Below are 24782 nucleotides of genomic sequence, written 5' to 3' on the forward strand. Positions count from 1 at the left end.
AGGAGTTGCTGAAATGCCAGCTCGGGACGCGTTGAGCGTGGTCTTCGCCGCGCTCGCCGACCCCACGAGGCGCGCGATCCTCACGCACCTCCAGCAGGGCCCCGCGACCGCCGGTGACGTGGCCGCACCGTTCGCCGTGAGCCGGTCGGCGATCTCCCAGCACCTCAAGGTGCTCGAGGACGCCGGCCTGATCGAGCGGACCGTGACCGCGCAGTGGCGCACGTGCGTGCTGCGCACCGAGCCGCTCGACGAGGTCGCGACGTGGGTGGACAGCCACCGACGCCTGTGGGACGAGCGGTTCGACCTGCTGGACCAGCGACTGCAGCTGCTCCGCGAGACACCAGGAGAGGCACCATGAGCGAGACCGACCAGAAGACGTTCACCATCACGCGCATCTTCGACGCCCCGCGGGCCGCGATCTGGCACGCGTGGACCGACCCCGACGAGGCCGCCGCCTGGTGGCACCCGGAGGGAGTCGTCACCCCTCGGGACTCGGTCGAGCTCGACGTCCGACCCGGGGGCTCGTACCGGTACACGATGATCGACCCCAAGGGCGGGAAGTACCCCACGGGCGGCGTCTACCGCGAGGTCGTCGAGCCCGAGCGGCTGGTGTTCACGTGGGCCGACCCGGGCGACCCGCAGGACGGGGCGCCGGTCGTCACGGTGACCCTGGAGGACCTGGGGGAGCGGACGCGGATGGTCTTCCACGTGGACGGCGTCGGCGGGCAGCCCGGCGACGAGAGCGTCTACGACGGCTGGGACTCGGCGTTCGACGTCCTCACGCGGCACCTCCCGTAGCGCGACGCAGGGCGACGACGACCGCGAGGGGCCACAGCGCCTGGGCACCGGCGACGGCCCGCTCGGAGAGCCCGGTCAGGTCGCCGTCGCCCTGCAGCTCGACGACGAACCCGCCGAGCAGCCCCGTGAGCACCACCGACGCGCCGACGGTGACGGCCGGCCGGAGGATGCCGGTCGCACCGCGGCGTGCGGCCAGCGCGGGCCAGAGCGCCAGCGCGCCGAACCCGATCCCGGCGGCGACGCCGTGCGCCTGCGGGGCGGCGTCGGACGGGAAGAGCGCGACCGCGAGGGTGGCGGCCCCGCCGATCGCGTGCAGCACCCGCGCGCGGCGCGGTACCGGCCGCAGCCCGGCCGCCGTCACCATGTGCGCGACGCCGGTGATCGCCAGGCCGGCCGTCATGATCCACGGGTCCGTCGCCGTCGAGGTCGCGAGCGCGCTGATCGTCTCCTGCACCGGGTCGAACGACGGCTGCCGGGACGCGGCGAGGGTCCAGCCGCCGATCATGGCGACGGGCGCGGCGATCGCGGACGCGAGGGCCCAGCGGGGGACTGTCATGAGGGCTGCCTTCTGACGGGGACGTGTCGGAGACTGGGTTCGTGACCGACCACCCCGACGGATGGGTGCTGTCCTTCGAGGACCACTTCGACGGCCCCGACCTCGATCCTGCCGTGTGGCTGCCGCACTACCTGCCCGCGTGGAGCTCTCGCGCGCAGACGGCGGCGTCCTACGAGCTGCGCGACTCCTGCCTGCACCTGCGCATCCCGCCCGACCAGGGGCTCTGGTGCGGAGACGACCACGTGCCGCCGATGCGCGTGTCGGGCATCCAGTCGGGCAACTTCTCCGGCCCGGTCGGCAGCACCCTGGGCCAACAGCCGTACCGCGACGGCGTCCGCGTCCGCGAGGCGCAGGAGGAGTTCTGGGGCTGGACGCCGTCGGGCGGGTACATCGAGCTGCGGGCGCGTGCCGTGGTCACGCCGCGGTCCATGGTCGCGTTCTGGATGGTGGGGCTGGAGGACGAGCCCGACCGCTGCGCGGAGATCTGCGTGACCGAGATGTTCGGCGACGCCGTCGAGCGCGGGTCGGCGGCCGTGGGCACGGGGCTGCACGCGTTCCGGGACCCGGCGGTCGTCGAGGACTTCGAGGCGGTCCGGCTGCCGCTCGACATCGCGGCGTTCCACACGTACGCGCTCGACTGGTCGGCGCGGGAGGCGACTTTCCTCGTCGACGGCGCCGTGGTCCGCCGCTGCGCCGCGCCGCCGACGTACCCGATGCAGATGATGCTCGCGGTCTTCGACTTCCCCGAGAGGTCCGTCGGAGACGACGCCGACGCGGTTCCCGAGCTCGTCGTCGACAGCCTGCGGGGCTACGAGCGCCGCCGTTCGGATGGATTCTGAACTCGTCGCGCACACGCGCCCCAAACGGCCTCCCGACCGCGATCCCGCACGGTATAACCGACGCGCCGCCATCTCCGCCCAACCCCGAGGACACCGACGCATGCTGATCTTCTGGGTGATCGCCGGGGTGGCGCTGCTGCTCCTGGTCCTCACCGTCGTCCTCGGTGACTTCCTCGACGGGGTCATCGACGCGATCGACGTCACGGGCGGCTGGCTGTCGTCGACGGTCGTGCTGTCGTTCCTGGCCACGTTCGGCATCGTCGGCGGTCTGCTGCTGGCGACGACCGACGCGAGCGTGCTGCTCGCCACCGTCGCCGGTGTCGTGGCGGGTGCCGTGGTCGGTGCCGGGGCCGGTGTCGCCACGCGCGCCCTGACCAACGGTCCGACGGCCCACCAGATCACCAGCAGCGACTACGTCGGCCAGTCCGCCACGGTCACCACCTCGATCCCGTCCGACGGGCTCGGCCAGATCTCGCTCGTCGTCGCCGGTCAGAGCACCGCGCTCGCGGCCCGCGCCGACTCTCCCGTGCCCACCGGTGCGGGCGTGACGGTCGTCGCCAACCTCGGTCCCGGCGTCGTCAAGGTCGCCACCACCACCACGTCCCAGTCTCTCTAGGAGCTCTCCGTGCCCGAATCCTGGCTGCCCGTCGCGGGCGTCGCCGGTCTCGTCCTGGTCGTCCTGCTCGTCGGCATGGCGATCGCCAAGCGGTACCGCGTGGCCCTGCCCAACGAGGCGTTCATCGTCACCGGCCGCAAGGGCAAGACGTCGAACGACCTGTCGGGGCAGAAGGTGGTGACCGGCGGCGGCGTGTTCGTCCTGCCGTTCGTCCAGCAGCTGTCGGTGCTCGACATGTCGTCCCGGCGGATCACGGTCGAGGTCAACGGGGCGCCGTCGTCGCAGGGCATCGCGCTGAACGTGTCCGGCGTCGCGATCGTCAAGGTGCACAACGAGGACGTCTCCATCCGCGCGGCCGCCCAGCGGTTCGGCAGCCAGCAGGAGGAGATCGACAGCTTCACGACGAACCAGCTCTCCGGTGCACTGCGCGCCATCGTGGGCAACCTGACCGTGGAGCAGGTCATCCGGGACCGCGAGTCGTTCTCCCAGCAGGTGCTCGAGTCCGTCACCGGGTCGCTCAGCGCGCAGGGGCTGAGCCTCGACGCGTTCACCATCCAGGAGGTCGGCGACCACGGCGGTGGCTCGTACATCCTCGACATGGGCCGCGCGTCGGCCGCCGCGATCCGCCGCGAGGCCGAGATCGCCGAGGCCGAGGCCCGTCGGCTCTCCGAGGAGAAGCGGATCCACTCCGAGACGGAGGTGGCCAACTACCAGCGGGCGCTCGACCTGCGGCAGGCGGAGATCCTCGCTGAGACCGACCGCGCGAAGGCACTGTCTGCATCGGCCGGCCCGCTCGAGGCCGCCGCCCGCCAGCAGGAGATCCTCGCGCAGGAGGAGCTCGTCGCGGAGCGGCAGGCCGCGCTGACCGAGCGTCAGCTCGACACCACCGTGCGCCGCCCCGCGGACGCCGAGCGGTACCGCCTCGAGCAGCAGGCCGAGGCGCAGCGTGTCACCGCCGTCAAGGCCGCCGAGGCGTCCAAGGCGGAGAACGAGCTCCGCGGCGCCGGTGAGCTGGCGCTCCGGTCGGCGCAGGCGCGGGCCACCGAGCTCGAGGGTGCGGCGCAGGCTGCTGCTGTCCTCGCCCGCGGCAAGGCCGACGCGGAGGCGCTGCAGAAGCGGGCCGAGGCGTACAAGGAGTTCAACCAGGCGGCGGTGTTCGACCGCCTGCTGGAGACGCTCCCGGAGATCGCGAAGCAGCTCGCCGCGCCCATGGCCAGCATCGACACCCTCACGGTCGTCTCGACCGACGGGGCGTCGGCGCTGCCCAAGGCGGTCGCGGGGAACTTCCTGCAGCTCCAGGAGCTGATCAAGTCGACCACCGGGCTGGACCTGACGCAGATCGTGCACCAGCTGACGGACTCGTCCACGCTGGTCGTCCCGACGACGACGAACGGGTCGCCGGCCTCGACGGTCTGACGCTTACCCTCGTGCCATGACCGTGCTCACCCGGAACAACGTCGTCCTCTCGGGCGTCCCCGGCGCGCCGGCCATGGTGTTCGCGCACGGGTTCGGGTGCGACCAGAGCATGTGGCGGTTCGTCGCGCCGGCGTTCGAGGCGACCCACCGGGTCGTCCTCTTCGACCACGCCGGTGCGGGTGGCTCCGACCTGAGCGCCTACGACGCGCAGCGGTACGGCTCCCTGGACGGGTACGCGGACGACGTGGTGCAGCTCCTGGACGCCCTCGACGTGGGCCCCGTGGTGTTCGTCGGCCACTCCGTGAGCGCGATGATCGGCGTCCTCGCGGCGGGGCGCCGGCCGGAGCTGTTCGACCGGCTGGTGCTCGTCGGACCCAGCCCCCGGTACGTCGACGACGGCGACTACCGCGGCGGGTTCGGCGCGGCGGAGATCGACGAGCTGCTCGCGACCATGGACGACAACTACCTGGGCTGGTCCGCGTTCATCGCGCCCGTGATCATGGGCAACGCGGACCGGCCGGAGCTCGGCGCGGAGCTGACCAACTCGTTCTGCCGCACGGACCCCGCGATCGCCCGGCGGTTCGCCCGGGCCACGTTCCTCGCGGACAACCGGGCGGACCTCGCGGGCGTCACCACGCCCGCGCTGGTGCTCCAGTGCCGCGAGGACGTCATCGCGCCCCCGGAGGTCGGCCGGTACGTGCACGAGCACCTTGCCGGCAGCGAGCTGGTGCTCCTGGATGCCGTCGGGCACTGCCCCAACCTCAGCGCACCGGATCAGGTCGTCGAGGCCATCACCGCGTACCTGTCCCGTGTCCCCTCCCGATAGCGACGCCTGGGACGCCGCGCCCGTCGCGCTCCTGCGGCTGGACGGCGACGGCACGATCCTCGACGCCAACCGCGTGCTCCTCGACTGGGTGGGTCGCCCGGTGCAGAGCCTGCGCCTCAGCGACCTGCTCTCCGTGGGCGGTCGCATCTACTGGGAGACGCACCTGTCCCCGCTGCTGCACATGCAGGGCCGGGTCGACGAGGTCGCGGTCGAGCTGCGCGGGACGGACGGCCGCCTGCCCGTGCTCCTGTCGGCGGTCGTGCACGCCGCCGCGGACGGCGGGCGCCGGGTCGACGTGGCGCTCTCGCGGGCGACCGAGCGCTCCCGGTACGAGCGGGAGCTGCTCGCCGCGCGGGCGGCCGCGGACCGCTCCGCGGACCAGCTCCGCGCGCTGCAGGCGACGACGGCGGCCCTGTCGCAGGGCGTCGGTACGGACGGGGTCGCCCGCGCGCTCGTCGAGACGGCCGTCAGCCACCTGGGAGCGGTGACCGCGACGGTGTGGATCGCGGCCGCGGACGGCACGCTGGTGCGTCGGGCGAGGGCCGGTGCCGGCGCCGAGGACGGCGCGGGAGTGCCGGACGAGCCGTGGGCCCCGGCTCCGCGGGAGACGCCCGAACGCTCGCCGGCGGACCGGGCCGCGCCTGACGCCGTCGAGCAGCACGCCGGGGGCGTCGTCGTCGTGGCGCTGGGTGCGCCGGACACCCCGCGCGGCGTGCTCGTCCTGTCCCCGCGCGACGTCCCGTTCGACGTCGGGGTCCTCACCGCCGTCGGGCAGCAGGCGGGACTGGCGCTGGAGCGCGCGCTGATGTTCGACCAGAAGGCGTCGGTCGCCCACGAGCTCCAGCGAGCCCTGCTCAGCACCCACCTGCCGGTGGACGACCGGTTCAGCGTCACCACCGAGTACCGCCCCGGTGTCCAGGCGCTCGAGGTCGGCGGCGACTGGTACGACGCGTTCCTGATCGACGACGACGTGCTCGCGGTGGCGGTCGGCGACGTCGTCGGTCGTGGCCTGCACGCCGCCACCGCGATGGGGCAGCTGCGCAGCGCGGTCCGCGCGCTCGCCGGGCCGGATGTCGGTCCTGCCGGGCTGCTCACGCGGCTGGACCGGTTCGTGACGCAGGCAGCCGTCGGCTTCATGGCCACGCTGGCCTACGCCGAGATCGACCTGGTGACGGGGGAGGTGCGGTACGCCTGTGCGGGTCACCTGCCCCCGCTGCGGTTCGCGGCGGGCGGCGAGCACGAGTTCCTGTGGGAGGGCAGGTCGACACCGCTCGGGCTCGGCGTGGGCCGGACCGAGGCCGTCACCGTCCTGGCACCCCAGGACCTGCTCGTGCTCTACACCGACGGGCTCGTCGAGCGCCGCGACCGCCCGCTGCCCGACGGTCTGCACGCCCTGGCGACCGCGGGCGCGGAGCTCGGTGACGGCTCGGTCGCGGACCTGGTCACGGGCCTGCTCGCGCGCGCGGGCGACGAGCGCGACGACGTGTGCGTGCTGGTCGCCGCCTGGACACCGCGGAGCCCGTGAGCGAGCCCCGCGGCGTCGCGGGCCTCAGAACACCCGGTTGGCGATCTCGGCGGGGGCCAGCAGGAGCTCCGTGATCTCGTCGTCGAGCTGGACCAGCGTGAGGGACGCGCCGGCCATGTCGAGCGACGTGCAGTACTCGCCCACGTAGCTGCGGCCCACGGTGATGCCCTGCGCGGCGAGCTTCTCGTGCGCGAGCCCGTACAGCAGGTACAGCTCGCTGATCGGGGTGCCGCCGAGCCCGTTGATCATGAGCGCCACGGAGTCGCCCGAGGCGTACGGCAGGTCGGGGACGACTGCGCCGAGCAGCTCGTCGACGATCTCGTCGGCGCTGACCAGCTTGGCGCGCCGTCGGCCGGGCTCGCCGTGGATGCCGACGCCGACCTCCATCTCGTCGTCGGCCAGCTCGAACAGCGGTGAGCCCTTGGCGGGCGGCGTGCACGGGGTCAGGGCGATGCCCATGGTCCGCGTGACGGAGTTGACCTTCTCGCCGATCCGGACGAGCTCGTCCAGCGACGCCCCCGCCTCCGCGGCCGCGCCGACGGCCTTCATGACGAAGAAGTTCCCGGCGACGCCGCGCCGGCCGACCGTCCACGTGGAGTCCTTGACCGCGACGTCGTCGTTGATGAACAGCGTCCGCACGTTCAGGCCCTCGGCCTCCGCCAGCTCGGCCGCCATCTCGAAGGCCATCTTGTCGCCCGTGTAGTTGTTGACCAGCAGCAGGACGCCCTTGTCCGAGGCCAGCAGCTTCGCGGTCTCCAGCACGTACTCCATGGGCGGCGCCGCGAACACGTCACCCGGACACGCCCCGTCGAGCATCCCCTTGCCGACGACCATGACGTGCGCCGGCTCGTGCCCCGACCCGGACCCCTGGATGATCGAGACCTTGTCGGGGCTGGGGGCGTCGGCCCGCATGATCAGGTTGTACTCGGGGACGTAGCGCAGGGTGTCGGGGTTGGCCAGGGCGATGCCCTTGAGCATCTCGGGGACGAAGTTCAACGGGTCGTTGACGAACTTCTTCACAGTCGTTCCTCCACATCGTCGTGTTCTCTTTGACCTGTCGCCGCGTCGCCCCCCGGAGCGCGGACGTGGGTGTCACCAGGTGTCGGCTACGCGTTCGGCCAGCACGGCGACGGCGACCGCGCCGGGGTCGAGCGACCCGATGCTGCGCTCGCCGGTGTACGACGCCCGTCCGCGACGGGCCTGCATGGGCCGCGTCGCCTCGGCGGCCTCCCGGGCGCTGACGGCGGCGGCCTTCGCGATGTCCGCGGGTGCCGACCCCGCCGCGAGCTCCCGCTCGATGGTGTCGGTCATCGGCGCGAGCGCGTCGAGCAGGGTCTTCTCGCCGAGGTCCGCGCCGCCGCGCGCCTTGATGCCCTCGATCGCGGCCCGCAGCATCGCGACGACGTCGTCGCCCGTGATCTCCTGCTTGCCCTTGACCTGCCCGGCGGCGCGCAGGAACGCGGTGCCCCAGATCGGTCCGGACGTGCCGCCGATCCGGCCGGACATGACGACGGCGACCTTCTGCAGGAACGTGCCGGTGTCGGAGCGGTCGAACGTGTCCCACTGGGCCAGCACGTTCTCGAACCCGCGGGCCAGCGAGAACCCGAAGTCGCCGTCGCCGACGACGGAGTCGAGGTCCCCGAAGTACTTCTCGTTCTCGATGCAGCCTTCGGTGACGGTGCGGACGACGGACTCGACGCGGGCATCGGACACGGCAGTCGCTCTCTTCTAGGGGGTGTGCAGGAGGTGCTCGACGTGCGACAGCTCGACCTGGCCGTCGACCGCGAGGCCGTGGGGGTCGCTCAGGACGACGGCGGGGTCGTCGGGGAGGTCGCCCAGCGAGCTGACGACGAGGGAGGCGCCCCTGAAGTCCTCGTCGGCGGTGTAGCTGCTCACGGTCACGATCGTCCGCAGCCCGGCACCGAGCGCGGCGCGCAGGCCGTTCGCGCTGTCCTCGACGACGACGACCTCCTCGGGGCCGATGCCCAGCTCTCTCAGCGCGAGCAGGTAGATGTCGGGGGCGGGCTTCTTGGCGGGCACGACGTCTCCGGCGAACACCGTGAACTGCGCGGCCAGCTCCTCGCCGACGGCGTGCTCGAGCACGGCGCGCACGGACGCCTCGGCCGACGTCGACGCGACGGCGAGCCCCCAGCCCTCCCCGGATGCCTCGGCCACGATCCGCGCGATCCCGGGCCGGCCGGGCAGCACCCCGTCGGCCACCATCGCCGTGTAGTGCGCGGTCTTGGCCTTGTGCCAGCGGGCGACGAGGTCCCGCTGCTCGTCGGGGTCGGTGGGCAGGTGCGCGGTCTCGACGAACACCGGCGTGAACACGGTCGCCAGGCGTTCCTTGCCCCCGCCGATCGCGAGCAGGTTCCCGTACTCCTCCTCGCTCCAGTGGATCGGCAGGCCCGCCTCGGCGAACGTCTGGTTGAACGCGGGCAGGTGGCCGTCGCGCTCGGTGTCGGCCAGGACGCCGTCGCAGTCGAAGATCAGCGTGGGGCTCATCAGCGGGCCTTTCCTGCGGAGCCGAACTCCTCGAGGTGCACCGCGATCGCGGCCTGCACGGCGGCGGAGATGTCCCGGAACATCGACGGCGGGTCCCACTTGTCCTTCGCCCGTGCCTCGGCGAGGTGCTGCTCGGCGGAGCGCATGTAGGCGACCTTCACTCCGGTCGAGATGTTGATCTTCGAGACGCCCGCGGAGATGAACGTCGCGAAGTCGTCGGCGGACAGTCCCGTGCCGCCGTGCAGGACGATCGGCCGGTCGGTCAGGGCCGCGAGCTCGCGGACCCGTTCGGGGAGCAGGACCGGCAGCGCCTTGTACTCGCCGTGCGCGGTGCCCAGCTGAGGGGCGAGGAGGTCGACCCCGGTGCGCTCCGCGACGGCGGCGAGGGTGGCGACGTCGTAGGAGTGGAGGCTCACATCGGAGCCGACGCCGTCCTCGACGCCGATGATGTTCTCGATCTCCGACTCGACGTCGACACCCGCGGCGTGCGCCTCGGCGACCACCTCGGCGGTCTCGCGCTCGGCCGTCTCCAGGTCGCGGTCGGAGGCGTCGAACAGCACGGACGACCACCCGGCGCGGACGACGTCGGAGATGACGGACCGGTCGGGGCAGTGGTCGAGGTGCAGCGCGACCGGCACGGGAACGTCGGCGGCGGCGTGCCGGAACATCGTCGTGATCAGGTCGGTGCCGATGGACCGGACCGTCTTGACGGAGATCTGGATGATCAGCGGCGAGCTCGCGGCGACTGCGGCGGCGACCACGGCGCGCAGCGACAGGTCGTCGAGGATGTTCACCGCCGGCACCGCGTAGCCGCGCTCGCGAGCGGCCCGCGTCATCGCCAGCGTCGACGAGATCATGGCTCAGCCCTCCCGGCGAGCGGATCCTGCGCGACCGGAACCGCATCGTCCCGACCACTCGGCAGTCTAGACAGGTCTACTCATGCCCGACCAGGGAGGCAAGATCCGTGGAACCCTGGACCCCATGACGGACGTCCTGCAGCGAGAGTCGGCGGTGCCGCTCTACGCGCAGCTCGAGCAGATCCTGCACACCCGGATCACCAGCGGCGAGTGGCTGCCCGGGCAGCGCATCCCGTCGGAGAACGAGCTGAACCGCATCTACGGCCTGAGCCGGATGACCGTGCGCGGTGTGCTGACCAAGCTCGTCGGCGACGGCCTGCTGGTCCGCGTGCCCGGCAAGGGCACCTACGTCGCCACGCCCAAGATCAACGCGGTCTCCCCGGCCTACCGGGGCGTGCGCGAGCAGCTCGAGGGCCTCGGCTACGAGACGTCCACGCGTCTGGTGTCGGTCGGGCTCGAGACGCCGTCGTCGGGGGTCCGCGAACGGCTCGCGCTCGGTGAGGGCGACGAGACGTACGTGATCGTCCGCGTCCGCTCCGTCCAGGGCGAGCCCATCAGCCTGCACCGCTCCTATGTGCCGGCCCGCCTGGCACCCGGTCTCGACGGGCACGACGTCGTCGCCAACCAGCTCTGCGTCGTCCTCGAGGAGCACTACGGGCTCCCCATGAAGCGCGTCCACGAGGAGCTCGAAGCCGTCGCCGTCAGCACGGAGGACGCCAAGCACCTGGGCATGCGGCGCGGCGAACCGGCCCTCCAGCTGCAGGACGTCATCTCCGACGCGCTCTCACGCCCTTTCGAGTACTCGTCGATCGTGTTCCGCGGCGACCGCATGCGCCTGCGCTTCGACTACGACCGGTGACCCGGTGCGGACGACGTCCGCGTCCCGCAGCGGTAGCAGTCAGCCCTCGAGCAGACCGCCGCCGACCCAGGCGCGGATCGCCGTGACGTCCCCGGTGCTCATCTGCATGCGTGCGCCCCGGCACAGTCCGACGACGTTGTCCGCCCACGCCGTCGCGAGGTCGCGCGCGGTCACGGACGACGTGAGACGCAGCCCGGCGAAGATGATGCCGCCGATGACGAAGTTGACGGTCGAGCGGCCGACTTTCGCACCCTTGCTCTGGCACACGTCGCGCACGCGCCGCGATGTCTCCGCGCGATCGAACGGGTTGGACTTGAGGTCCGCCGCAAGTGCGTTCAACAGGACCTTGTAATTGCCTGCGCTGAGACCGGGGGTATCGGTCACAGCGACCACCTGCCGTTGCAGAGCGCTCGGGGCGGTGTCCGTCACGGAGCCAGGCAGGTCGGCCTCGCCGAAGCGCTTGGGGTCCCAGACGAACCCGGGCGGACGCGACGACGTCCCCAGCTCGGGGAGCTCGCGCGCCAGCCACGGGAGGATGCCGCCGGTGCCCGCCCACTTCGACTCGGCCAGGCTCGCGTCCGCCTTCTGCGCCACCTGCACGATCGTCCCGAGGGGTACGGGACGGTCGGCGGTGCGCACTCGTTGCAGCACTGCCTTGCGCGCGGCTGCGCTCTCCGGCGCTGTGGCGGCAGCCGGCTCCGACGGCTTCTTCGTGCGTGGGGGCGGAGAGGCGACCGGGGCGACGGCGACGGCGACGGGTTCCTCGATGGTGGGGCTCTCCACGGCGAGCGTCGACGCGGTGTGCGTCACCAGGTCCGCGAGCTCGTCGGCCGTGATGACGGAGTCCGCGACGGCCCGGTACGCGCTCGCGGCCGGGCTCGCGGTCATGATCGTGACGCGGCGGTCGGCCGCCCGGCAGCGCAGGGCCAGGGGCGTGAAGTCGGCGTCGGCGGACACGATGACGAACTCCTCGTAGTGCGTCGGCGCGTCGAGCGCGTCGACGGCGTCGAGGACGAGGTTGATGTCGGCGCTGCTCTTGCCCTGCTGCGTGAGCGAGGGGCAGTCGACCACCTGGAAGCCGGCGCGCGTGAAGTTGGGCCGGAACTGCGAGAACCGTGACGGGTTGAGGTAGCACGCCCGGATGAGGAACCGCCGCGTGAAGTCGCCCTCGGAGTCGGTGCCGGACTCCAGCTCGCTGAGCCAGTGGGCGGGGTTCGTCGCGAACGCCTCGGCCGCCACGGGGTCGAGGCGCTGCAGCCCGATGTAGACGTTGTCGAAGTCGACGAACAGGGCGGTCCGGAAGCGGCGGCCCGCGTCCGTCCGGTCGGCAGAGGTCACGCTGGGGGAGGTCACCGGGTCATCCTCCCTGGTGGAACCGCCGGCCGGGTACCGACCCACGTGTCCAGCGCCTCCGACAGCGCCGGGTCTGCGGGGTCCCCGGTCCAGGCGACGTGCCCGTCGGGCCGGACGAGCACGGCCGTCGGCGCGTCGACAGCGCCCAGGACCGGCAGCTCCCACGCGCCGTCGTACGTGGCGTCGACCACCCGCACGCGGTCCGACCAGACCTCGGCGCGGCCGGGGTCGCCGAGGTTCAGCAGCATCGGTCGGGCGTCGTGCAGCAGGGAGAACACCCGCACGGGCCCGTCCGCCGTGTCGAGGTCGAGGTCGGGCATCCGCCGCCCGAGCAGCGGGTGCCCGTCGCCCAGGTCGTAGTGGAGGTCCAGGGCGCTGAGCATCCCCGCGATCCGCCGGCGCGGCTCGTCCATCGCGAGCAGCTCGGCCATCGTGGCGCGCAGGGCGTCGTGGCGGTCGTCGGGGGTGCTGAGAGCGACCTGCGCCATCGTGTTCTGCAGGACGCGGGCCGCGACCGGGTGCCGTTCGGAGTGGTAGGTGTCGAGCAGGCTGTCGGGCGAGGTCCCGTGGACCACCTGGGCCAGCTTCCAGCCGAGGTTCACCGCGTCCTGCACGCCCGTGTTCAGGCCCTGACCTCCCTGGGGCGGGTGCACGTGGGCGGCGTCTCCGGCGAGCAGCACCCGCCCCTGCCGGTAGGACGCGGCCTGGCGGGTGGCGTCGGAGAAGCGCGAGATCCAGGTCGGACTGTGCACCCCGTAGTCGGTGCCGTACGCGGCCGTCAGGGCGTCCCGGACGTCCTGCAGGCTGGGTTCGCCCGGCTGGTCCGCCAGGCGTTCCTGCAGCACCACCCGGTACGGGCCGTCGTCCCGCTGCGGGTCGACCGGGCCGATGCCACCACCTTCGCGACGCATCCCGACCTGGGGCTCCTGCTCCATGGCGACCTCGGCGATGAGCCAGCCGACGGTGGCGTCCCACCCGACGAAGTCGATGCCGGCCGACTTGCGGACCGCGCTGCGCCCCCCGTCGCACCCGACGAGGTACTGCGCCCGCAGCGGTCGACCGTCGGACACCTCGACGTCGACACCGGAGTCGTCCTGCGCGAAGCCCGTCACCTCGCGCTCGCGGACGACCGGCACGCCGAGCTCGTCGACCCAGCCCGCCAGGAGGCGCTCGATGTGGCTCTGCCAGAGGGCCAGCCCGTAGTTGTGGCGGGTGGGGAAGTCGGAGATGTCCAGGGGGATGCCGACGAACCCCGCGATCTGCATCGCCCGCCCCTCCGCGAGGAACCGGTCGACGATGCCGCGCTGGTCGAGCACCTCGAGCGAGCGCGAGTGCAGCCCGCCCGCGCGAGAGCCGTCGAGCGCCTGGCTGGTCCGTCGCTCGACGATCACGACGTCCACCCCGGCCAGCGCCAGCTCACCTGCCAGCATCAGCCCCGTCGGGCCGCCTCCTGCGATCACCACCGCGTGCTCGGTCACGAACCATGGTCATCACGGGTGGGTCGCCGGAGGCAACCCCGACGGCCACACTGGGCGGATGCACCTCCTGACCGGCGCCGGCCAGCGCGGCTCCGCCGCCTACACCGAGCACCTGCGGGTACCCGACCTGAGCGTCGGCACCTACGTGCTGGGCGTCGGGGACGTCGACGGGCAGGAGCCGCACACCGAGGACGAGGTCTACGTGGTCCTGCGCGGCCGCGCGCGGCTGTGGACCCCGGAACTGACCCTCGACGTCGCACCGGGCGCGGTCGCGTTCGTGCCCGCGAGAGAGCCGCACCGCTTCGTCGACATCACCGAGGACCTGCACGTGCTCGTCGTCTTCGGGCCTGCGGAGTACAGCCGGGCAGGGGACGGCCGATGATCCGCCGGCACGTCGTCGTCCGCGGGATGGTGCAGGGCGTCGGCTACCGGTGGTCGCTCTCCCGGGAGGCGCGCCGGCTCGGTGTGCACGGCTGGGTGCGCAACCGGGCCGACGGCGCCGTCGAGGCGGTGGCCGAGGGGCCTGACGAGGCGGTCGCGGGGCTCGTCGCCTGGTGCCGGTCCGGCCCCGGGGGTGCCCAGGTGTCCGACGTCGAGGTCACCGACGAGCCGCCGGAGGGTCTCACCGGGTTCGAGATCGAGCCGTGAGCGGTCAGCGGACCCAGACGCGCAAGGGCCCGACGGGCTCGAACCCGGCCGCGACCGGCGGGAGCAGGTCGGGTCCCGACTCGTAGCCGACGAGCCGGTGCGCACCGAGCTCACGACGGGCGACCATCGCCAGGTCCGACCACACGAGCTCGGGCTCGGCTCGCAGCACTGCCACGTTCGAGACGCCCACGACGGCGTCGGAGCGGTTGAGCGCGGCGACGGCGAGCGGGCCGTCGGTGTCGGTGGCGAGCAGCAGCCGCACGTCCGGGTCGTCGAGGACGCCCGGCCGGATCGAGTCAGAACCGTGGGCGGCGAGCCAGAGCGGCAGCGTGTCCCGGTCGACGGTCCTCCACAGCAGTCCCGGGGCCGTTCCGGAAGCGGCGGGGCGGGTCAGCCACTGCGCCTCGAACAGGACGGACCAGCCGTGCGGTGCGAGGTCGAGGTCGGCGAACGAGTCCTTCACCGACGCGCCGGCGGAGTCGTCGACGGCTGCGAGCACGGCGTCCACGGGGACCCCTGGCCGCAGCGTGACGGCGTCCGGGTAGGCGTCGGGGGAGCGGCGCGGGGTCGACCAGAGGTCTGGGCCGAGGTCGGTGGGCAGACCGGCGCAGCGGCACACGAGGCCGCACCAGGCAGCGTTGTTCGCCACCGCGGCGGCCAGGATCCGGTCGTCGTCGGACATGGTCCCGACTCTGCCGCACCCCGTGCTCGACGCCGACGGATCCGTACGTCCATGATCGGCTCATGAGCTGGATCCAGGACGCCACGCAGGACATCGACCCCACGGGCGAGGTGACGGCGGCGTTCGAGAATGACCGGGCGTCGCTGGGCTACGTCGCCAACTACACGCGGATCTTCGCGCACCGACCTGCCGTCCTGCGCGCTTGGCAAGGCCTGAACGGTGCGATCAAGGGCATGGACGCGCGGCGCTACGAGGTGGCCACGACCGCGGCGGCGCTGCGGCTGCGGTCGAGCTACTGCGCGCTGGCGCACGGGAAGGTCCTGGCGGCGGCGCACATGAGCCCGGACGCCGTCCGCGCGCTCGCGGACGATGACGACTCTCCCGAGCTGACCGAGGTCGACCACGCGATCGCGCGGCTGGCCGACAAGGTCGCCGCCGGTGCCGCGGACATGACGCCGGCCGACCTCGACGAGCTGCGCGCCCTCGGCTGGACGGACGACGAGGTCCTCGACGTGGTGCTCGCCGCGGCCGCGCGGTGCTTCTTCAGCACCGTCCTGGAGGCCGTGGGCGCGGCGCCGGACGTCGCGTACCGCGCGCTGGACGCTCCCATGCGGGACGCCCTGACGGTGGGACGGCCGATCGCGACCGACTGACCGCTACGGCACGTCCCGCCGGGCCGGTCCCACGTACTGGCTCAGCGGCCGGATCAGCGAGTTCGCGTCCAGCTGCTCCATCACGTGCGCCGTCCAGCCCGTGACCCGGCTGGCGACGAACAGCGGCGTGAACGTCGGGGTGTCGAAGCCCATGAGGTGGTACGCCGGGCCGGTCGGGTAGTCGAGGTTGGGCAGGATGTTCTTGCGCTCAGTCATCGCGGACTCCAGCGCGTCGTACAGGTCGAGCATGTCCTGCCGGTCGTAGTGGTCGACCAGGGTCACCAGCGCCTCGCGCATCGTCGGCACCCGCGAGTCGCCGTGCTTGTAGACGCGGTGCCCGAAGCCCATGATCTTGCGCTTGTGCTCCAGGGCGTCGTCGAGCCACGCCGCCGCGCGGTCGGCGGTCCCGATCTCGGTGAAGGTGGCCATGACCGCCTCGTTGGCGCCGCCGTGCAGCGGGCCCTTGAGCGCGCCGACCGCGCCGGTGACCGCGGAGTGCAGGTCCGAGAGGGTCGAGGCGATGACGCGCGCGGTGAACGTGGAGGCGTTGAACGAGTGCTCGGCGTACAGCACCATCGACACCTCGAACGCCTTCACGACGACGGGGTCCGGCACCTCGCCGAACGTGACGTGCAGGAAGTTCTCCGCGAACCCGAGGTCGTCCCGCGGCGCCACCGGCTCCTGCCCGCGGCGGCGGCGCTGGTCGAGCGCCACGATCCCCGGCAGCTGCGCGAGCAGCCGCACCGACTTGGCCAGGTTCGCCTCGCGCGACGAGTCCTCCTCGGTCGCGTCGTGCGCCCCGAGCACGCTCACCGCCGTGCGCACCACGTCCATCGGGTGGCAGGTGGTGGGCAGCGACAGCACGGCCTGGACCACGTCCTCGTCGAGCACCCGCTGCGAGCGCTCGTCCTTCTGCAGCCGGGCCAGCTCGTCGGCGGACGGCAGCTCGCCGTGCCACAGCAGGTACGCGACCTGCTCGAACGAACACTGCGCCGCCAGCTGCTGCACGGGGTAGCCGCGGTAGAGCAGCGAGTTGCTGGCGGCGTCGACCGAGGAGACCTCGGTGGTGTCGACGACCACGCCGGCGAGGCCCTTGTGGATCTGCGTGTCGGTCTCGGTCATGCGGTGTGCCTCCATCGTCGTTGACGGGACGTTCCCGAGGGTCAGAGCGTGAAGTTGAAGACGTTCGTGTCGAACTGGCCGTAGGCCTCGTAGTCGAGCAGCTCGTAGAGCTCGGCGCGCGTCTGCATCCTGTCGAGCAGCCCGGCCTGGGTGCCCTCGGCGCGGATCGTGTCGAGCCCGGTCATCGCGGCGCCCATGGCCAGCCGCAGCAGCGTGACCGGGTAGATGACGATGTTGATGCCGATGTCCTCGAGCTGGCGCGCGGTCAGCAGCTCGCCCTTGCCGAACTCGGTCATGTTGGCCAGCAGCGGCACGTCGACCGCGGCGCGCACGGCCTCGAACTCGTCGGGACCGGTGAGCGCCTCGGGGAAGATCGCGTCGGCGCCGGCGTCGACCAGCGCCTTGGCCCGGTCGATCGCCGCCGTCAGGCCGTCGACGGCCCGGATGTCGGTGCGGGCCATGATGAGGAAGTTCGGGTCCCGGCGCCCGTCGACCGCGGCCCGGATGCGCTTGAGCGCGGTGTCCTCGTCCACCACGGACTTGCCGTCGAGGTGCCCGCACCGCTTCGGGTTGACCTGGTCCTCGATGTGGCAGCCCGCCAGGCCCGCGTCCTCGAGGCCCTGGACGGTCCGGGCCACGTTCATGGGCTCGCCGAACCCGGTGTCGGCGTCGACGATCGCGGGCAGGCCGGTCATCCGTGCGATCTGCCCGGCGCGCTGCGTGACCTCGGTGGCCGTCGTCAGCCCGATGTCCGGCAGCCCCAGGTCGGCGGCGAGCACCGCACCCGAGATGTAGACACCCTCGAAGCCCTTGGCCTCGATCAGCCGCGCGGAGAGCGGGTTGAACGCACCCGGCAGCCGCAGCAGGCGCCCGGACGCCAGCCCGTCCCGCAGGGCGACGCGCTTCTCGGCCGGTGTCGCGGTGGCGTACAGCATCAGAACAGTCCTTCCGGGGTGCTGACCGTGTCGAGCAGGCCACCGGGTGCGACGACCGTGAGACCGGCGAGCTCGTCGGCGGTCAGGGACGGCAGCCGCTGGGCGACGTCGAGGAACCGCTCGATCTCGTCCTGGGCCAGCACGCCCGCCGCGAGCGAGCGGAACTTGGCCACGTACTGCTCCCGCGCGAACGGGCGGGCGCCCAGCGGGTGGGCGTCGGCCACGGCGAGCTCCGCGACCACGACCTCGCCGCCGGTGGTCGTGATCTCGACACGGCCGCCGAACGCCTTCTGCGCCGGGTCGCTGGAGTGGTACCGCTCCGTCCACGCGGGGTCCTCGGTCGTGGTGACCTTCTGCCACAGCTCGACCGTGTCCGCCCGGGCGGCGCGGTCGGGGGCGTAGGACGCGACGTGGTCCCAGACGCCGTCCTGCAGCGCGACCGTGAAGATGTACGGGATCGAGTGGTCGAGGGTCTCGCGCGACGCGGTCGGGTCGTACTTCTGCGGGTCGTTCGCGCCGGAGCCGATCACGTAGTGCGTGTGGTGCGACGTGTGGATGACGATCGACGCCACGTTGTGCGGGTTGGTCAGGTCCGGGCGCTCGCGGTGCAGGCTGCGCGCCAGGTCGATGAGCGCCTGCGACTGGTACTCCGCCGAGTGCTCCTTGGTGTACGTGTCGAGGATCGCCCGCTTGGCCTCGCCGGGTGCGGGCAGCGGCACGTCGTAGGCGGCGTCGGGACCGTCCAGCATCCAGGCGATGACGCCGTCCTCGCCCTCGTAGATGGGCGTCGGCGACGTCTCGCCGCGCATCGCCCGGTCCACGGCCTCGATGGCGACCTTGCCCGCGAACGCCGGGGCGTAGGCCTTCCACGACGAGATCTCGCCCTTGCGGGACTGCCGCGTGGCCGTCGTGGTGTGCAGCGCCTGACCGACCGCGTGGAAGATCACCTCGGGCGACAGGTCGAGCAGCGTGCCGAGGCCCGCCGCGACCGACGGGCCCAGGTGGGCCACGTGGTCGATCTTGTGCTTGTGCAGGCTGATCGCGCGGACCAGGTCGACCTGGATCTCGTAGCCCGTCGCGATGGCGCGAACGAGCTCCTTCCCGGAACGCCCGGTGTGCTGCGCGACCGCGACGATCGGCGGGATGTTGTCGCCCGGGTGGGAGTAGTCGGCCGCGAGGAACGTGTCGTGGTAGTCGAGCTCACGGACCGCGACCCCGTTCGCCCACGCCGCCCACTCCGGGCTGACGCGCGTCGCCGGGTCCACCCCGGAGACCGTCGCGCCGTTGCGCGGACCCGCGTACGGGTGCGCGAGCGCCTGCGCGCGGGCCGTCGACGGGGGAGTGCGCGTCAGCGACGCCACCGTGACCGCGGCGTTGTCGATCACGCGGTTGATGATCATGTCGACCACGTCGTCCGGCACCTCGACGGGGTCGGCGGCGACCTGTGCGATGGCCCAGGCCAGCTGGTCGGTGCGCGCCAGGCGGTCGGCGCTCGGGTGCACGCGCACGGCGTGGTTCTGGGTCATCTGCTCGCTTCCGGTCGGGACAGGGAGGTGGTCAGCGTGCGTGGGCCATGTCGCCGACGGCGAGCCGTCGCAGGACCTCGATGACGACGGCCGCGGACCGCTCCGCAGCATCGTCCACGTGCGTGAGGAAGTCCGCACCCGCGACCGGGCCGCACAGGTCGGAGATGCCGCGCACGGACAGGAACGGCACCCCGTACAGGTGCGCGGTGTGCGCGAGCGCGGCCGACTCCATGTCGGTGGCCATGGCCGCCGGGAACGCGGTGCGGATCCGGTCGATGCGGCTGGCGTCGATGAACGCGTCGCCGGACAGGATGGTGCCGGACAGGACGCGCAGGTCGACCGACGCGGTCGCGGCGGCGTCGTGCAGGATCTGTTCGGCCTCGTACACCTCGGGCATGCCCGGGACCTGGCCCAGCTCGTACCCGAACGCGCGCGCGTCGGCGCCGGAGTAGAGGTACTCCGAGCCGACGACGACGTCGCCGACCCGTACGTCCAGGCCGACCCCGCCCGCGCTGCCCGCGCTGATGACGGCCCGCGGGTGCGTGCCCTGGATGGCGACGGCGGCGGCGGTCGCGGAGTTCACCAGCCCGATCCCGCACTGCACCAGCAGCACCTGCCGGCCGCAGACGGTGAGCAGGCGGTGCTCGGCGTGACCCATCTGGGTGGGGTCGCCGACGACGTCGGCACGCGCGAGGAACGCTGCGGACTCGTCGGGCATCGCGGTGACGATGACCGCGTCGACGGCGATCATGCGGTGACCTGAGACCACTCCCCGCGGGCGGCCAGGAACGTCTTCGCCGCCTCCTGGGCACCCGAGAGCGTGTGGTTGGCACCCCAGCCGCACTGCACCTCGTTCGCGGCCGGCACCTCGGTGGCCGTCGTGATGTCCGTGAGGGTGTCCTGGACCAGGCCCAGGACGTCGTCGTAGTCCCACTCGCCCTGCAGGATCAGGTAGAACCCGGTCTGGCAGCCCATCGGGGAGAAGTCGATGACCCGCTCCGAGTGGTTGCGGGAGTGCTCGGCGAACAGGTGCTCCAGGGAGTGCACGGTCGGCATCTCGAGGTGCGCGACGTTCGGCTGCGTGAAGCGGACGTCGTACTTCTGGATCACGTCCCCGGCGGGAAGCTGCTTGGTGTCGGCCAGGCGCACGTACGGCGCGGCGACGGTCCGGTGGTCGAGGTTGAACGACTCGACGTTCATGCGGGGCTGGTTCACGGCACAGGTCCTTCTCGGTCGGCGACGGACCATTCTCTCCCGCGAGAGCCCAGGGGCCGAAACGGGGTCGCCTACGATCGGCCCGTGCCGATCCCCGAGTTCATCCTCGCCCTGCGAGCAGCGGTCGGTCACGACCTCCTCTGGCTGCTCGGCGTGACCGCAGTCGTCGTCCGGGGGGACGAGGTCCTCCTGGTGAGGCGCGCGGACGACGGCTCGTGGACGCCGGTGACGGGGATCGTCGACCCGGGAGAGGAGCCGGCCGTCGCGGGCGCGCGCGAGGTGCTGGAGGAGGCGTCGGTCGTCGCGGTCCCGGAGCGGCTGACGTGGGTGCACGTGCTGCCCCCGATGGAGTACGACAACGGGGACCGCGCGCAGTACCTCGACCACACGTTCCGGTTCCGGTACGTCTCCGGCGAGCCGTTCCCCGCGGACGGCGAGAACACCGAGGCGGCCTGGTTCGCGCTCGACGCGCTCCCGCCGATGTCCGACGAGATGCACGCGCGCATCGCGAGCGCCCTGGCCCCCGCCGGACCGGCAGCGTTCGAGTCCTGAGCTACCGCGCAGGCTCGACCACGACCCGCGCGAACAAGCCATGAGGGCTGCCACCACGTGCAGTCACGTCACCCATGGCCTGGTCGCCCCCAGACGCGGTCCGCGAACCCGACATGGATGCCGTCATCCGGTCGTTCGCGGTAGCCATGTCGGGTTCGAGCGCCGGCGTCCTCGGCGCGCGTGACGGCCGGGTCCGGAGACCGACGTCAGCGCGCGAGGCGCTCGACGACCGCGCCGTACAGGCCGGGTGCGGTGACCGCCAACGGCACGATGCCGCGCCGCAGCGGTGATCCGGCGGCGGCGAGCAGGCCGCTGGTCAGCACCCGGTAGTCGCGGGTGGCGGCCGTCCACGCCTTCTCGTAGGCCGCGTTGGAGCGGCGGACGTCCTCGCCCAGGGTCGCGACGGCGGCGTGCGCCTGGGCGAGGCCGACCCGGACCCCCTCGCCGGTCAGGGCGTCGACGTAGCCCGACGCGTCGCCGACCAGGCGCACGCGCCCCGCCGTGCGGTGCTGGCTCTGCTGGAACATGGGGCCGGCACCGCGGGCGGGGCCGAGCCGCTCCGCCCCGTCGAGATGGTGGTGCAGCGCCGCGAACGAGTCGAGCGTCCGGTCGTAGTCGTGGTGGGCCGGGCCCAGGAGCGCGACGCCGACCACGTCGTCGGCCACCGGCGTCACGTACGCCTCGACGGAGCGCCCCCAGTGCACCTCGACGAGGTCGGTCCACGGCTCCACCCGGAAGTGGCGGCGCACCCCGAACCGCCGGGCGCGCAGGCGGTGGTGCGTCGCAAGGTCGACCTGGCGCCGCACGGTGGAGTGCAGGCCGTCGCAGGCCAGCAGCCAGCGCCCCCGGATCCCCGCGCACCACACGGAGGACCCGTCCTGCTCGACGGCGCCGGCCCGGCCGGGCACCACGACGGCGCCGAGCTCGCGCGCACGTGCGGCGAGGGCGGCGTGCAGGACGGTCCGCCGGACCCCACGCCCGGGCGAGGACGCGAACAGGTGGTCGGCCGTGTAGCTGCCCCGCAGGTACCGGATCCCGGTGAGGGTGTGGCCCGCCGGGTCGACGCCGAGTCGGGCGAGCGCCGCGACAGCACCCGGCATCAGCCCCTCACCGCAGGCCTTGTCCACGGGGGTCGCCCGGGGTTCGACGACGATCACGGACAGGCCCGCGAGCCGTCCCTCGATCGCCACGGCGAGCCCCACCGGTCCGCCGCCGATGACCAGCAGGTCGGCGTCGGGTGTCATGCCGGGGCCGGGCTGACGGACCGCAGGGCGCGCTCCTCGGTCGGGATGCGGAAACCGAGCAGCAGGATGGCGTTGAGCACGGTGAACGCGACCGCGGTGACCCACGCGGTGTGCACCAAGGGCAGTGCCGCGCCCTCCACGGCGACGGCGACGTAGTTCGGGTGGCTCAGCCAGCGGTACGGGCCCCGACGGACCAGGGCCACCCCGGGCACGACGATCACCCGCGTGCTCCACTGGTTGCCGAGCGTCCCGATGCACCACCAGCGCAGCGCGTTCGCGGCGATCACGAACGCCAGTGCCGTCCACCCGAGCGCGGGGACGAACGGCCGGTCCGCGACGTGCACCTCGACCACGCACGCGACGAGCAGCCCGGTGTGCAGCGCGACCATCAGGGGGTAGTGCCGCTTGCCCGTCTCGATGCCGCCGTGCGCGAAGGCCCAGGTCACGTGCCGTTGAGAGACGATCAGCTCCGCCAGGCGCTCGAACGCGACGACGACGATCAGCCAGTCGTACCAGCTCACCTAGTTCTCCTCGGGCCAGCGCAGCAGGACGGTCTCGGTGCACACCCCGGGACCGATGGCGAACAGCACTCCGGCGGACCCGGGGATCTGCCCGCCCGCCGCCAGCTCGTCGGCGAGCACGTGCAGGACGCCGGACGACGACAGGTTGCCCACCCGCGCCAGCGACCGCCAGCTCGCGGCGAAGGCCTCGTCGGGCAGCTCGAGCGCGCTCGCGGCAGCCTGCAGGATGCGGGGTCCGCCGGTGTGCGCCACCCAGGTGCCGACGTCGGCGACCTTGAGGCCGTGCGCGGCGAGCAGGTCGACGACGCCGGGGCCGAGGTTGCGCTCGACGATGTCCGCGAGGCTCGCGGCGAGCACGATCCGGAAACCGCTGCCGCCGATGTCCCAGCCGAGGGCGTCGGTGGTGCCCGGGACCAGGTCGCTGCGGGAGTCGACCGCGTCGACACCGCCGGGCACGCCGGCCGCGCGATCGTCGCCCAGCATGACGACGGCCGTGGCGCCGTCGCCGAACAGCCCGCTGGACACGATGTTCGCCATCGAGTCGTCGCCGTGCTGCAGGGTCAGCGAGCACAGCTCCACCGAGACGAGCAGCGCGACGTCCTGCGGGTGACCGTGCAGGTAGTCCCGCACCCGGGCGATCCCCGCGGCCCCGGCCACGCAGCCGAGCCCGAACACCGGCACCCGCTTGACGTCCGGACGCAGCCCGAGCCGCTCCACCAGCAGCACGTCGAGCGACGGGGTGGCGATGCCGGTGATCGTCGTGACCAGCAGGTAGTCGACGTCCTGCGCGTCCAGCCCGGCCGCCGCGAGGGCCTCCTCGCACGCCTGCGCCGCCAGCGACGTGCCCTCGCGGACGAACGTGTCGTTGGCGACCGTGAACGAGGTCAGGTCGGCGTACTCGTCGAGGGGGAGTGCGAGGTGGCGGGTCTGGATGCCGGTGGCCGCGTGGATCCGCTCGATCGTCGCCAGGCGGCGAGGGTCGCTGGACAGCAGCGGCGCGATCGTGGCGGTGATCTCGGTCTGGGCGTAGGCGTGCCTGGGCAGGACGGGGGCAATAGCGGCGATACGCGCCATCCGGGCATCGTGCCACGCGGCTGCACGTCCGGCACGTGTCGAGGCCGTCGTGCCCAACCTTCACCCGACCTGCGACGATGGCGCGTCGAGACGGAGGAGGGCAGCGTGGGCACGGAACTGCGGCGGCCGCTCGTCGTCGACCTCGCGCTGGCGTGCCATCCGGCCCCGACCGTCGCGGTCACGGTGTTCGCGGCTGCCATGGCAGCCGGGGCCGATGCGCCCCCCGTCACGACGGCTCTGGTCGGAGCCGCGGTCCTGGCCGGGCAGCTGTCCGTCGGCTGGTCCAACGACTGGATCGACGCCGAGCGGGATGCCGCTGTCGGCCGCTCGGACAAGCCGGTCGGTCTCGGGCGGCTGGCGGTCGGGACGGTCCGCTCTGCGGCCCTCGGTGCGGCGGCGCTGTGCGTGGTGCTGTCGCTGGCGCTCGGCTGGCGGGCGGGCCTCGTGCACCTGGCCACCGTGGCGTCGGCCTGGGCCTACAACGCCCGGCTCAAGAGCACCGTCTGGTCGTGGGCGCCGTACGCGTTCTCGTTCGGCTTCCTGCCGCTCGCGATCGCGCTGGCGCTGCCGGGGGCGCCGGTCGCCGCCTGGTGGGCCATGGCGGCAGGCGCGCTGCTCGGGATCGGTGCGCACGGCGCGAACGTGGTGCCGGACCTGCAGGACGACCAGGACACCGGGGTGCGCGGACTTCCGCACCGGTTGGGTGGGACCGCGACGAGCATCGGAACGGCCCTGGCGCTCCTGGGCGCGACCGTCCTGCTCGTGCTGGCGCCGAGCGGTCCTCCGCGCGCGGCCGCTGCCGCCGTGCTCGTCGCCGCCGTCGGCCTCACGATCGTGGGGACGGTGCTCGCGCTCGGCGGTGGGCGCAACCGGCTGCCGTTCCTGTTCGCCATCGCGGTCGCGGCCGTCGACGTGGTCCTGCTGGTGCTGTCGGACTGGGTCGTCACCGCTTGACTTCGAGCGCGCTCGAAGGGGCATGGTG

At 72.8% G+C, this 24782-nt stretch carries 29 protein-coding genes; 13 read left to right on the forward strand and 16 right to left on the reverse strand.

Annotated elements, in window-relative coordinates; translation table 11 throughout:
* Window positions 1-13 precede the first annotated feature (13 nt).
* Window positions 14-358, forward strand: a complete 345-nt coding sequence (locus ASD16_RS18530) for a helix-turn-helix transcriptional regulator (protein WP_055921193.1) — start codon at window positions 14-16, stop codon at window positions 356-358.
* Window positions 355-798, forward strand: coding sequence for an SRPBCC domain-containing protein (locus ASD16_RS18535; protein ID WP_055921196.1), 444 nt, complete (start codon window positions 355-357; stop codon window positions 796-798). The genes ASD16_RS18530 and ASD16_RS18535 overlap by 4 nt, the downstream gene beginning before the upstream one ends.
* On the opposite strand, the gene ASD16_RS18540 is transcribed toward ASD16_RS18535, so the two are convergent.
* Window positions 779-1354 carry a DUF998 domain-containing protein gene (locus tag ASD16_RS18540; RefSeq protein WP_055921199.1) on the reverse strand — a complete coding sequence of 192 codons (576 nt, stop codon included), beginning with the start codon at window positions 1352-1354 and terminating at the stop codon, window positions 779-781. The two genes, ASD16_RS18535 and ASD16_RS18540, sit on opposite strands and share 20 nt — an antisense overlap.
* 41 nt (window positions 1355-1395) lie before the next feature.
* On the opposite strand from ASD16_RS18540, the gene ASD16_RS18545 reads away from it, so the two are divergent.
* The 5 genes from ASD16_RS18545 to ASD16_RS18565 all read left to right on the forward strand — a co-directional run bounded on the left by ASD16_RS18545 (window position 1396) and on the right by ASD16_RS18565 (window position 6576).
* Entirely contained in the window at window positions 1396-2193 is a 798-nt protein-coding gene (locus ASD16_RS18545) for a glycoside hydrolase family 16 protein (RefSeq protein WP_235523421.1), read from the forward strand.
* Between the two features lie 100 nt (window positions 2194-2293).
* Complete coding sequence (locus ASD16_RS18550; protein ID WP_055921202.1) at window positions 2294-2809, forward strand: hypothetical protein; 516 nt, start codon at window positions 2294-2296, stop codon at window positions 2807-2809.
* 9 nt (window positions 2810-2818) lie between these two features.
* Window positions 2819-4225: a flotillin family protein gene (locus ASD16_RS18555; protein ID WP_200943005.1), complete on the forward strand. Its 1407-nt coding sequence runs from the start codon at window positions 2819-2821 to the stop codon at window positions 4223-4225.
* A 16-nt stretch (window positions 4226-4241) separates the two neighbouring features.
* Window positions 4242-5051, forward strand: a complete 810-nt coding sequence (locus ASD16_RS18560; RefSeq protein ID WP_055921206.1) for an alpha/beta fold hydrolase — start codon at window positions 4242-4244, stop codon at window positions 5049-5051.
* Window positions 5035-6576, forward strand: coding sequence for a PP2C family protein-serine/threonine phosphatase (locus ASD16_RS18565; RefSeq protein WP_055921209.1), 1542 nt, complete (start codon window positions 5035-5037; stop codon window positions 6574-6576). The genes ASD16_RS18560 and ASD16_RS18565 overlap by 17 nt, the downstream gene beginning before the upstream one ends.
* 24 nt (window positions 6577-6600) lie before the next feature.
* Here ASD16_RS18565 and dhaK read toward each other — a convergent pair whose 3' ends face one another.
* The 4 genes from dhaK to ASD16_RS18585 all read right to left on the reverse strand — a co-directional run bounded on the left by dhaK (window position 6601) and on the right by ASD16_RS18585 (window position 9938).
* Window positions 6601-7596 carry a dihydroxyacetone kinase subunit DhaK gene (gene dhaK / locus ASD16_RS18570; RefSeq protein WP_082570988.1) on the reverse strand — a complete coding sequence of 332 codons (996 nt, stop codon included), beginning with the start codon at window positions 7594-7596 and terminating at the stop codon, window positions 6601-6603.
* 72 nt (window positions 7597-7668) lie between these two features.
* The gene (dhaL, locus tag ASD16_RS18575; RefSeq protein ID WP_055921212.1) at window positions 7669-8289 is read right to left on the reverse strand and encodes a dihydroxyacetone kinase subunit DhaL; all 621 of its coding nucleotides are present in this window, start codon (window positions 8287-8289) and stop codon (window positions 7669-7671) included.
* 15 nt (window positions 8290-8304) lie between these two features.
* Window positions 8305-9081: an HAD-IA family hydrolase gene (locus ASD16_RS18580; RefSeq protein WP_055921214.1), complete on the reverse strand. Its 777-nt coding sequence runs from the start codon at window positions 9079-9081 to the stop codon at window positions 8305-8307.
* A complete protein-coding gene (locus ASD16_RS18585) occupies window positions 9081-9938 on the reverse strand; it encodes a class II fructose-bisphosphate aldolase (protein ID WP_055921217.1) in 858 nt (285 codons plus the stop codon). Before ASD16_RS18585 ends, ASD16_RS18580 begins: the two co-directional genes overlap by 1 nt.
* Window positions 9939-10020: 82 nt before the next feature.
* Between ASD16_RS18585 and ASD16_RS18590 the strand changes: the two genes are divergently transcribed.
* The gene (locus tag ASD16_RS18590) at window positions 10021-10797 is read left to right on the forward strand and encodes a GntR family transcriptional regulator (protein WP_055921220.1); all 777 of its coding nucleotides are present in this window, start codon (window positions 10021-10023) and stop codon (window positions 10795-10797) included.
* 39 nt (window positions 10798-10836) lie between these two features.
* Here ASD16_RS18590 and ASD16_RS18595 read toward each other — a convergent pair whose 3' ends face one another.
* Together ASD16_RS18595 and ASD16_RS18600 are read right to left on the reverse strand one after the other, a co-directional pair.
* Window positions 10837-12150: an NYN domain-containing protein gene (locus ASD16_RS18595; RefSeq protein ID WP_055921224.1), complete on the reverse strand. Its 1314-nt coding sequence runs from the start codon at window positions 12148-12150 to the stop codon at window positions 10837-10839.
* Window positions 12147-13628 (reverse strand): FAD-dependent monooxygenase, encoded by a 1482-nt coding sequence (locus ASD16_RS18600; RefSeq protein ID WP_055921227.1) that lies wholly within the window; start codon window positions 13626-13628, stop codon window positions 12147-12149. Before ASD16_RS18600 ends, ASD16_RS18595 begins: the two co-directional genes overlap by 4 nt.
* A 58-nt stretch (window positions 13629-13686) precedes the next feature.
* Between ASD16_RS18600 and ASD16_RS18605 the strand changes: the two genes are divergently transcribed.
* Together ASD16_RS18605 and ASD16_RS18610 are read left to right on the forward strand one after the other, a co-directional pair.
* Complete coding sequence (locus tag ASD16_RS18605) at window positions 13687-14010, forward strand: cupin domain-containing protein (RefSeq protein ID WP_055921230.1); 324 nt, start codon at window positions 13687-13689, stop codon at window positions 14008-14010.
* Window positions 14007-14276: an acylphosphatase gene (locus ASD16_RS18610; RefSeq protein WP_055921235.1), complete on the forward strand. Its 270-nt coding sequence runs from the start codon at window positions 14007-14009 to the stop codon at window positions 14274-14276. The genes ASD16_RS18605 and ASD16_RS18610 overlap by 4 nt, the downstream gene beginning before the upstream one ends.
* A 4-nt stretch (window positions 14277-14280) precedes the next feature.
* On the opposite strand, the gene ASD16_RS18615 is transcribed toward ASD16_RS18610, so the two are convergent.
* On the reverse strand, window positions 14281-14958 hold the full coding sequence (locus ASD16_RS18615) for a hypothetical protein (RefSeq protein ID WP_055921238.1): 678 nt from the start codon (window positions 14956-14958) through the stop codon (window positions 14281-14283).
* Between the two features lie 62 nt (window positions 14959-15020).
* On the opposite strand from ASD16_RS18615, the gene ASD16_RS21870 reads away from it, so the two are divergent.
* Window positions 15021-15611 (forward strand): carboxymuconolactone decarboxylase family protein, encoded by a 591-nt coding sequence (locus ASD16_RS21870; protein ID WP_055921240.1) that lies wholly within the window; start codon window positions 15021-15023, stop codon window positions 15609-15611.
* A 3-nt stretch (window positions 15612-15614) separates the two neighbouring features.
* Here the strand turns inward: ASD16_RS21870 and ASD16_RS18625 are convergent, their stop codons facing one another.
* The 5 genes from ASD16_RS18625 to ASD16_RS18645 are packed head-to-tail and all read right to left on the reverse strand — an operon-like array spanning window position 15615 to window position 20394.
* Complete coding sequence (locus ASD16_RS18625) at window positions 15615-16733, reverse strand: bifunctional 2-methylcitrate synthase/citrate synthase (RefSeq protein ID WP_055921765.1); 1119 nt, start codon at window positions 16731-16733, stop codon at window positions 15615-15617.
* 41 nt (window positions 16734-16774) lie between these two features.
* A complete protein-coding gene (prpB, locus tag ASD16_RS18630) occupies window positions 16775-17668 on the reverse strand; it encodes a methylisocitrate lyase (RefSeq protein WP_055921243.1) in 894 nt (297 codons plus the stop codon).
* The gene (locus ASD16_RS18635; RefSeq protein ID WP_055921246.1) at window positions 17668-19194 is read right to left on the reverse strand and encodes an MmgE/PrpD family protein; all 1527 of its coding nucleotides are present in this window, start codon (window positions 19192-19194) and stop codon (window positions 17668-17670) included. Before ASD16_RS18635 ends, prpB begins: the two co-directional genes overlap by 1 nt.
* A 31-nt stretch (window positions 19195-19225) precedes the next feature.
* Window positions 19226-19945 carry a 5'-methylthioadenosine/adenosylhomocysteine nucleosidase gene (locus tag ASD16_RS18640; RefSeq protein WP_055921247.1) on the reverse strand — a complete coding sequence of 240 codons (720 nt, stop codon included), beginning with the start codon at window positions 19943-19945 and terminating at the stop codon, window positions 19226-19228.
* Complete coding sequence (locus tag ASD16_RS18645) at window positions 19942-20394, reverse strand: S-ribosylhomocysteine lyase (RefSeq protein WP_055921768.1); 453 nt, start codon at window positions 20392-20394, stop codon at window positions 19942-19944. The genes ASD16_RS18640 and ASD16_RS18645 overlap by 4 nt, the downstream gene beginning before the upstream one ends.
* 99 nt (window positions 20395-20493) lie before the next feature.
* On the opposite strand from ASD16_RS18645, the gene ASD16_RS18650 reads away from it, so the two are divergent.
* Window positions 20494-20961: an NUDIX domain-containing protein gene (locus ASD16_RS18650; RefSeq protein ID WP_055921250.1), complete on the forward strand. Its 468-nt coding sequence runs from the start codon at window positions 20494-20496 to the stop codon at window positions 20959-20961.
* A gap of 206 nt (window positions 20962-21167) precedes the next feature.
* Here ASD16_RS18650 and ASD16_RS18655 read toward each other — a convergent pair whose 3' ends face one another.
* From ASD16_RS18655 to ASD16_RS18665, 3 genes are read right to left on the reverse strand one after another with little or no spacing between them, the layout of a single operon-like run.
* Complete coding sequence (locus ASD16_RS18655) at window positions 21168-22205, reverse strand: NAD(P)/FAD-dependent oxidoreductase (protein ID WP_055921252.1); 1038 nt, start codon at window positions 22203-22205, stop codon at window positions 21168-21170.
* A complete protein-coding gene (locus tag ASD16_RS18660; protein ID WP_055921255.1) occupies window positions 22202-22726 on the reverse strand; it encodes an isoprenylcysteine carboxyl methyltransferase family protein in 525 nt (174 codons plus the stop codon). Before ASD16_RS18660 ends, ASD16_RS18655 begins: the two co-directional genes overlap by 4 nt.
* Window positions 22727-23800: a type III polyketide synthase gene (locus tag ASD16_RS18665; RefSeq protein ID WP_055921258.1), complete on the reverse strand. Its 1074-nt coding sequence runs from the start codon at window positions 23798-23800 to the stop codon at window positions 22727-22729.
* 105 nt (window positions 23801-23905) lie between these two features.
* Here ASD16_RS18665 and ASD16_RS18670 point away from each other — a divergent pair, with 105 nt between their 5' ends.
* Complete coding sequence (locus tag ASD16_RS18670) at window positions 23906-24754, forward strand: UbiA family prenyltransferase (protein ID WP_055921261.1); 849 nt, start codon at window positions 23906-23908, stop codon at window positions 24752-24754.
* Window positions 24755-24782: the final 28 nt, after the last annotated feature.

The organism is Cellulomonas sp. Root485 (assembly GCF_001426705.1).
Classification (GTDB): domain Bacteria; phylum Actinomycetota; class Actinomycetes; order Actinomycetales; family Cellulomonadaceae; genus Cellulomonas.

Coding starts and splice junctions, on each gene's coding strand:
- ASD16_RS18530 (WP_055921193.1), top strand. CDS start 14: ATGCCAGCTCGGGACGCGTTGAGCGTGGTCTTCGCCGCGCTCGCCGAC.
- ASD16_RS18535 (WP_055921196.1), top strand. CDS start 355: ATGAGCGAGACCGACCAGAAGACGTTCACCATCACGCGCATCTTCGAC.
- ASD16_RS18540 (WP_055921199.1), bottom strand. CDS start 1,354: ATGACAGTCCCCCGCTGGGCCCTCGCGTCCGCGATCGCCGCGCCCGTC.
- ASD16_RS18550 (WP_055921202.1), top strand. CDS start 2,294: ATGCTGATCTTCTGGGTGATCGCCGGGGTGGCGCTGCTGCTCCTGGTC.
- ASD16_RS18560 (WP_055921206.1), top strand. CDS start 4,242: ATGACCGTGCTCACCCGGAACAACGTCGTCCTCTCGGGCGTCCCCGGC.
- ASD16_RS18580 (WP_055921214.1), bottom strand. CDS start 9,081: ATGAGCCCCACGCTGATCTTCGACTGCGACGGCGTCCTGGCCGACACC.
- ASD16_RS18585 (WP_055921217.1), bottom strand. CDS start 9,938: ATGATCTCGTCGACGCTGGCGATGACGCGGGCCGCTCGCGAGCGCGGC.
- ASD16_RS18590 (WP_055921220.1), top strand. CDS start 10,021: ATGCCCGACCAGGGAGGCAAGATCCGTGGAACCCTGGACCCCATGACG.
- ASD16_RS18605 (WP_055921230.1), top strand. CDS start 13,687: ATGCACCTCCTGACCGGCGCCGGCCAGCGCGGCTCCGCCGCCTACACC.
- ASD16_RS18610 (WP_055921235.1), top strand. CDS start 14,007: ATGATCCGCCGGCACGTCGTCGTCCGCGGGATGGTGCAGGGCGTCGGC.
- ASD16_RS18615 (WP_055921238.1), bottom strand. CDS start 14,958: ATGTCCGACGACGACCGGATCCTGGCCGCCGCGGTGGCGAACAACGCT.
- ASD16_RS21870 (WP_055921240.1), top strand. CDS start 15,021: ATGAGCTGGATCCAGGACGCCACGCAGGACATCGACCCCACGGGCGAG.
- ASD16_RS18625 (WP_055921765.1), bottom strand. CDS start 16,733: ATGACCGAGACCGACACGCAGATCCACAAGGGCCTCGCCGGCGTGGTC.
- prpB (WP_055921243.1), bottom strand. CDS start 17,668: ATGCTGTACGCCACCGCGACACCGGCCGAGAAGCGCGTCGCCCTGCGG.
- ASD16_RS18635 (WP_055921246.1), bottom strand. CDS start 19,194: ATGACCCAGAACCACGCCGTGCGCGTGCACCCGAGCGCCGACCGCCTG.
- ASD16_RS18640 (WP_055921247.1), bottom strand. CDS start 19,945: ATGATCGCCGTCGACGCGGTCATCGTCACCGCGATGCCCGACGAGTCC.
- ASD16_RS18645 (WP_055921768.1), bottom strand. CDS start 20,394: ATGAACGTCGAGTCGTTCAACCTCGACCACCGGACCGTCGCCGCGCCG.
- ASD16_RS18655 (WP_055921252.1), bottom strand. CDS start 22,205: ATGACACCCGACGCCGACCTGCTGGTCATCGGCGGCGGACCGGTGGGG.
- ASD16_RS18665 (WP_055921258.1), bottom strand. CDS start 23,800: ATGGCGCGTATCGCCGCTATTGCCCCCGTCCTGCCCAGGCACGCCTAC.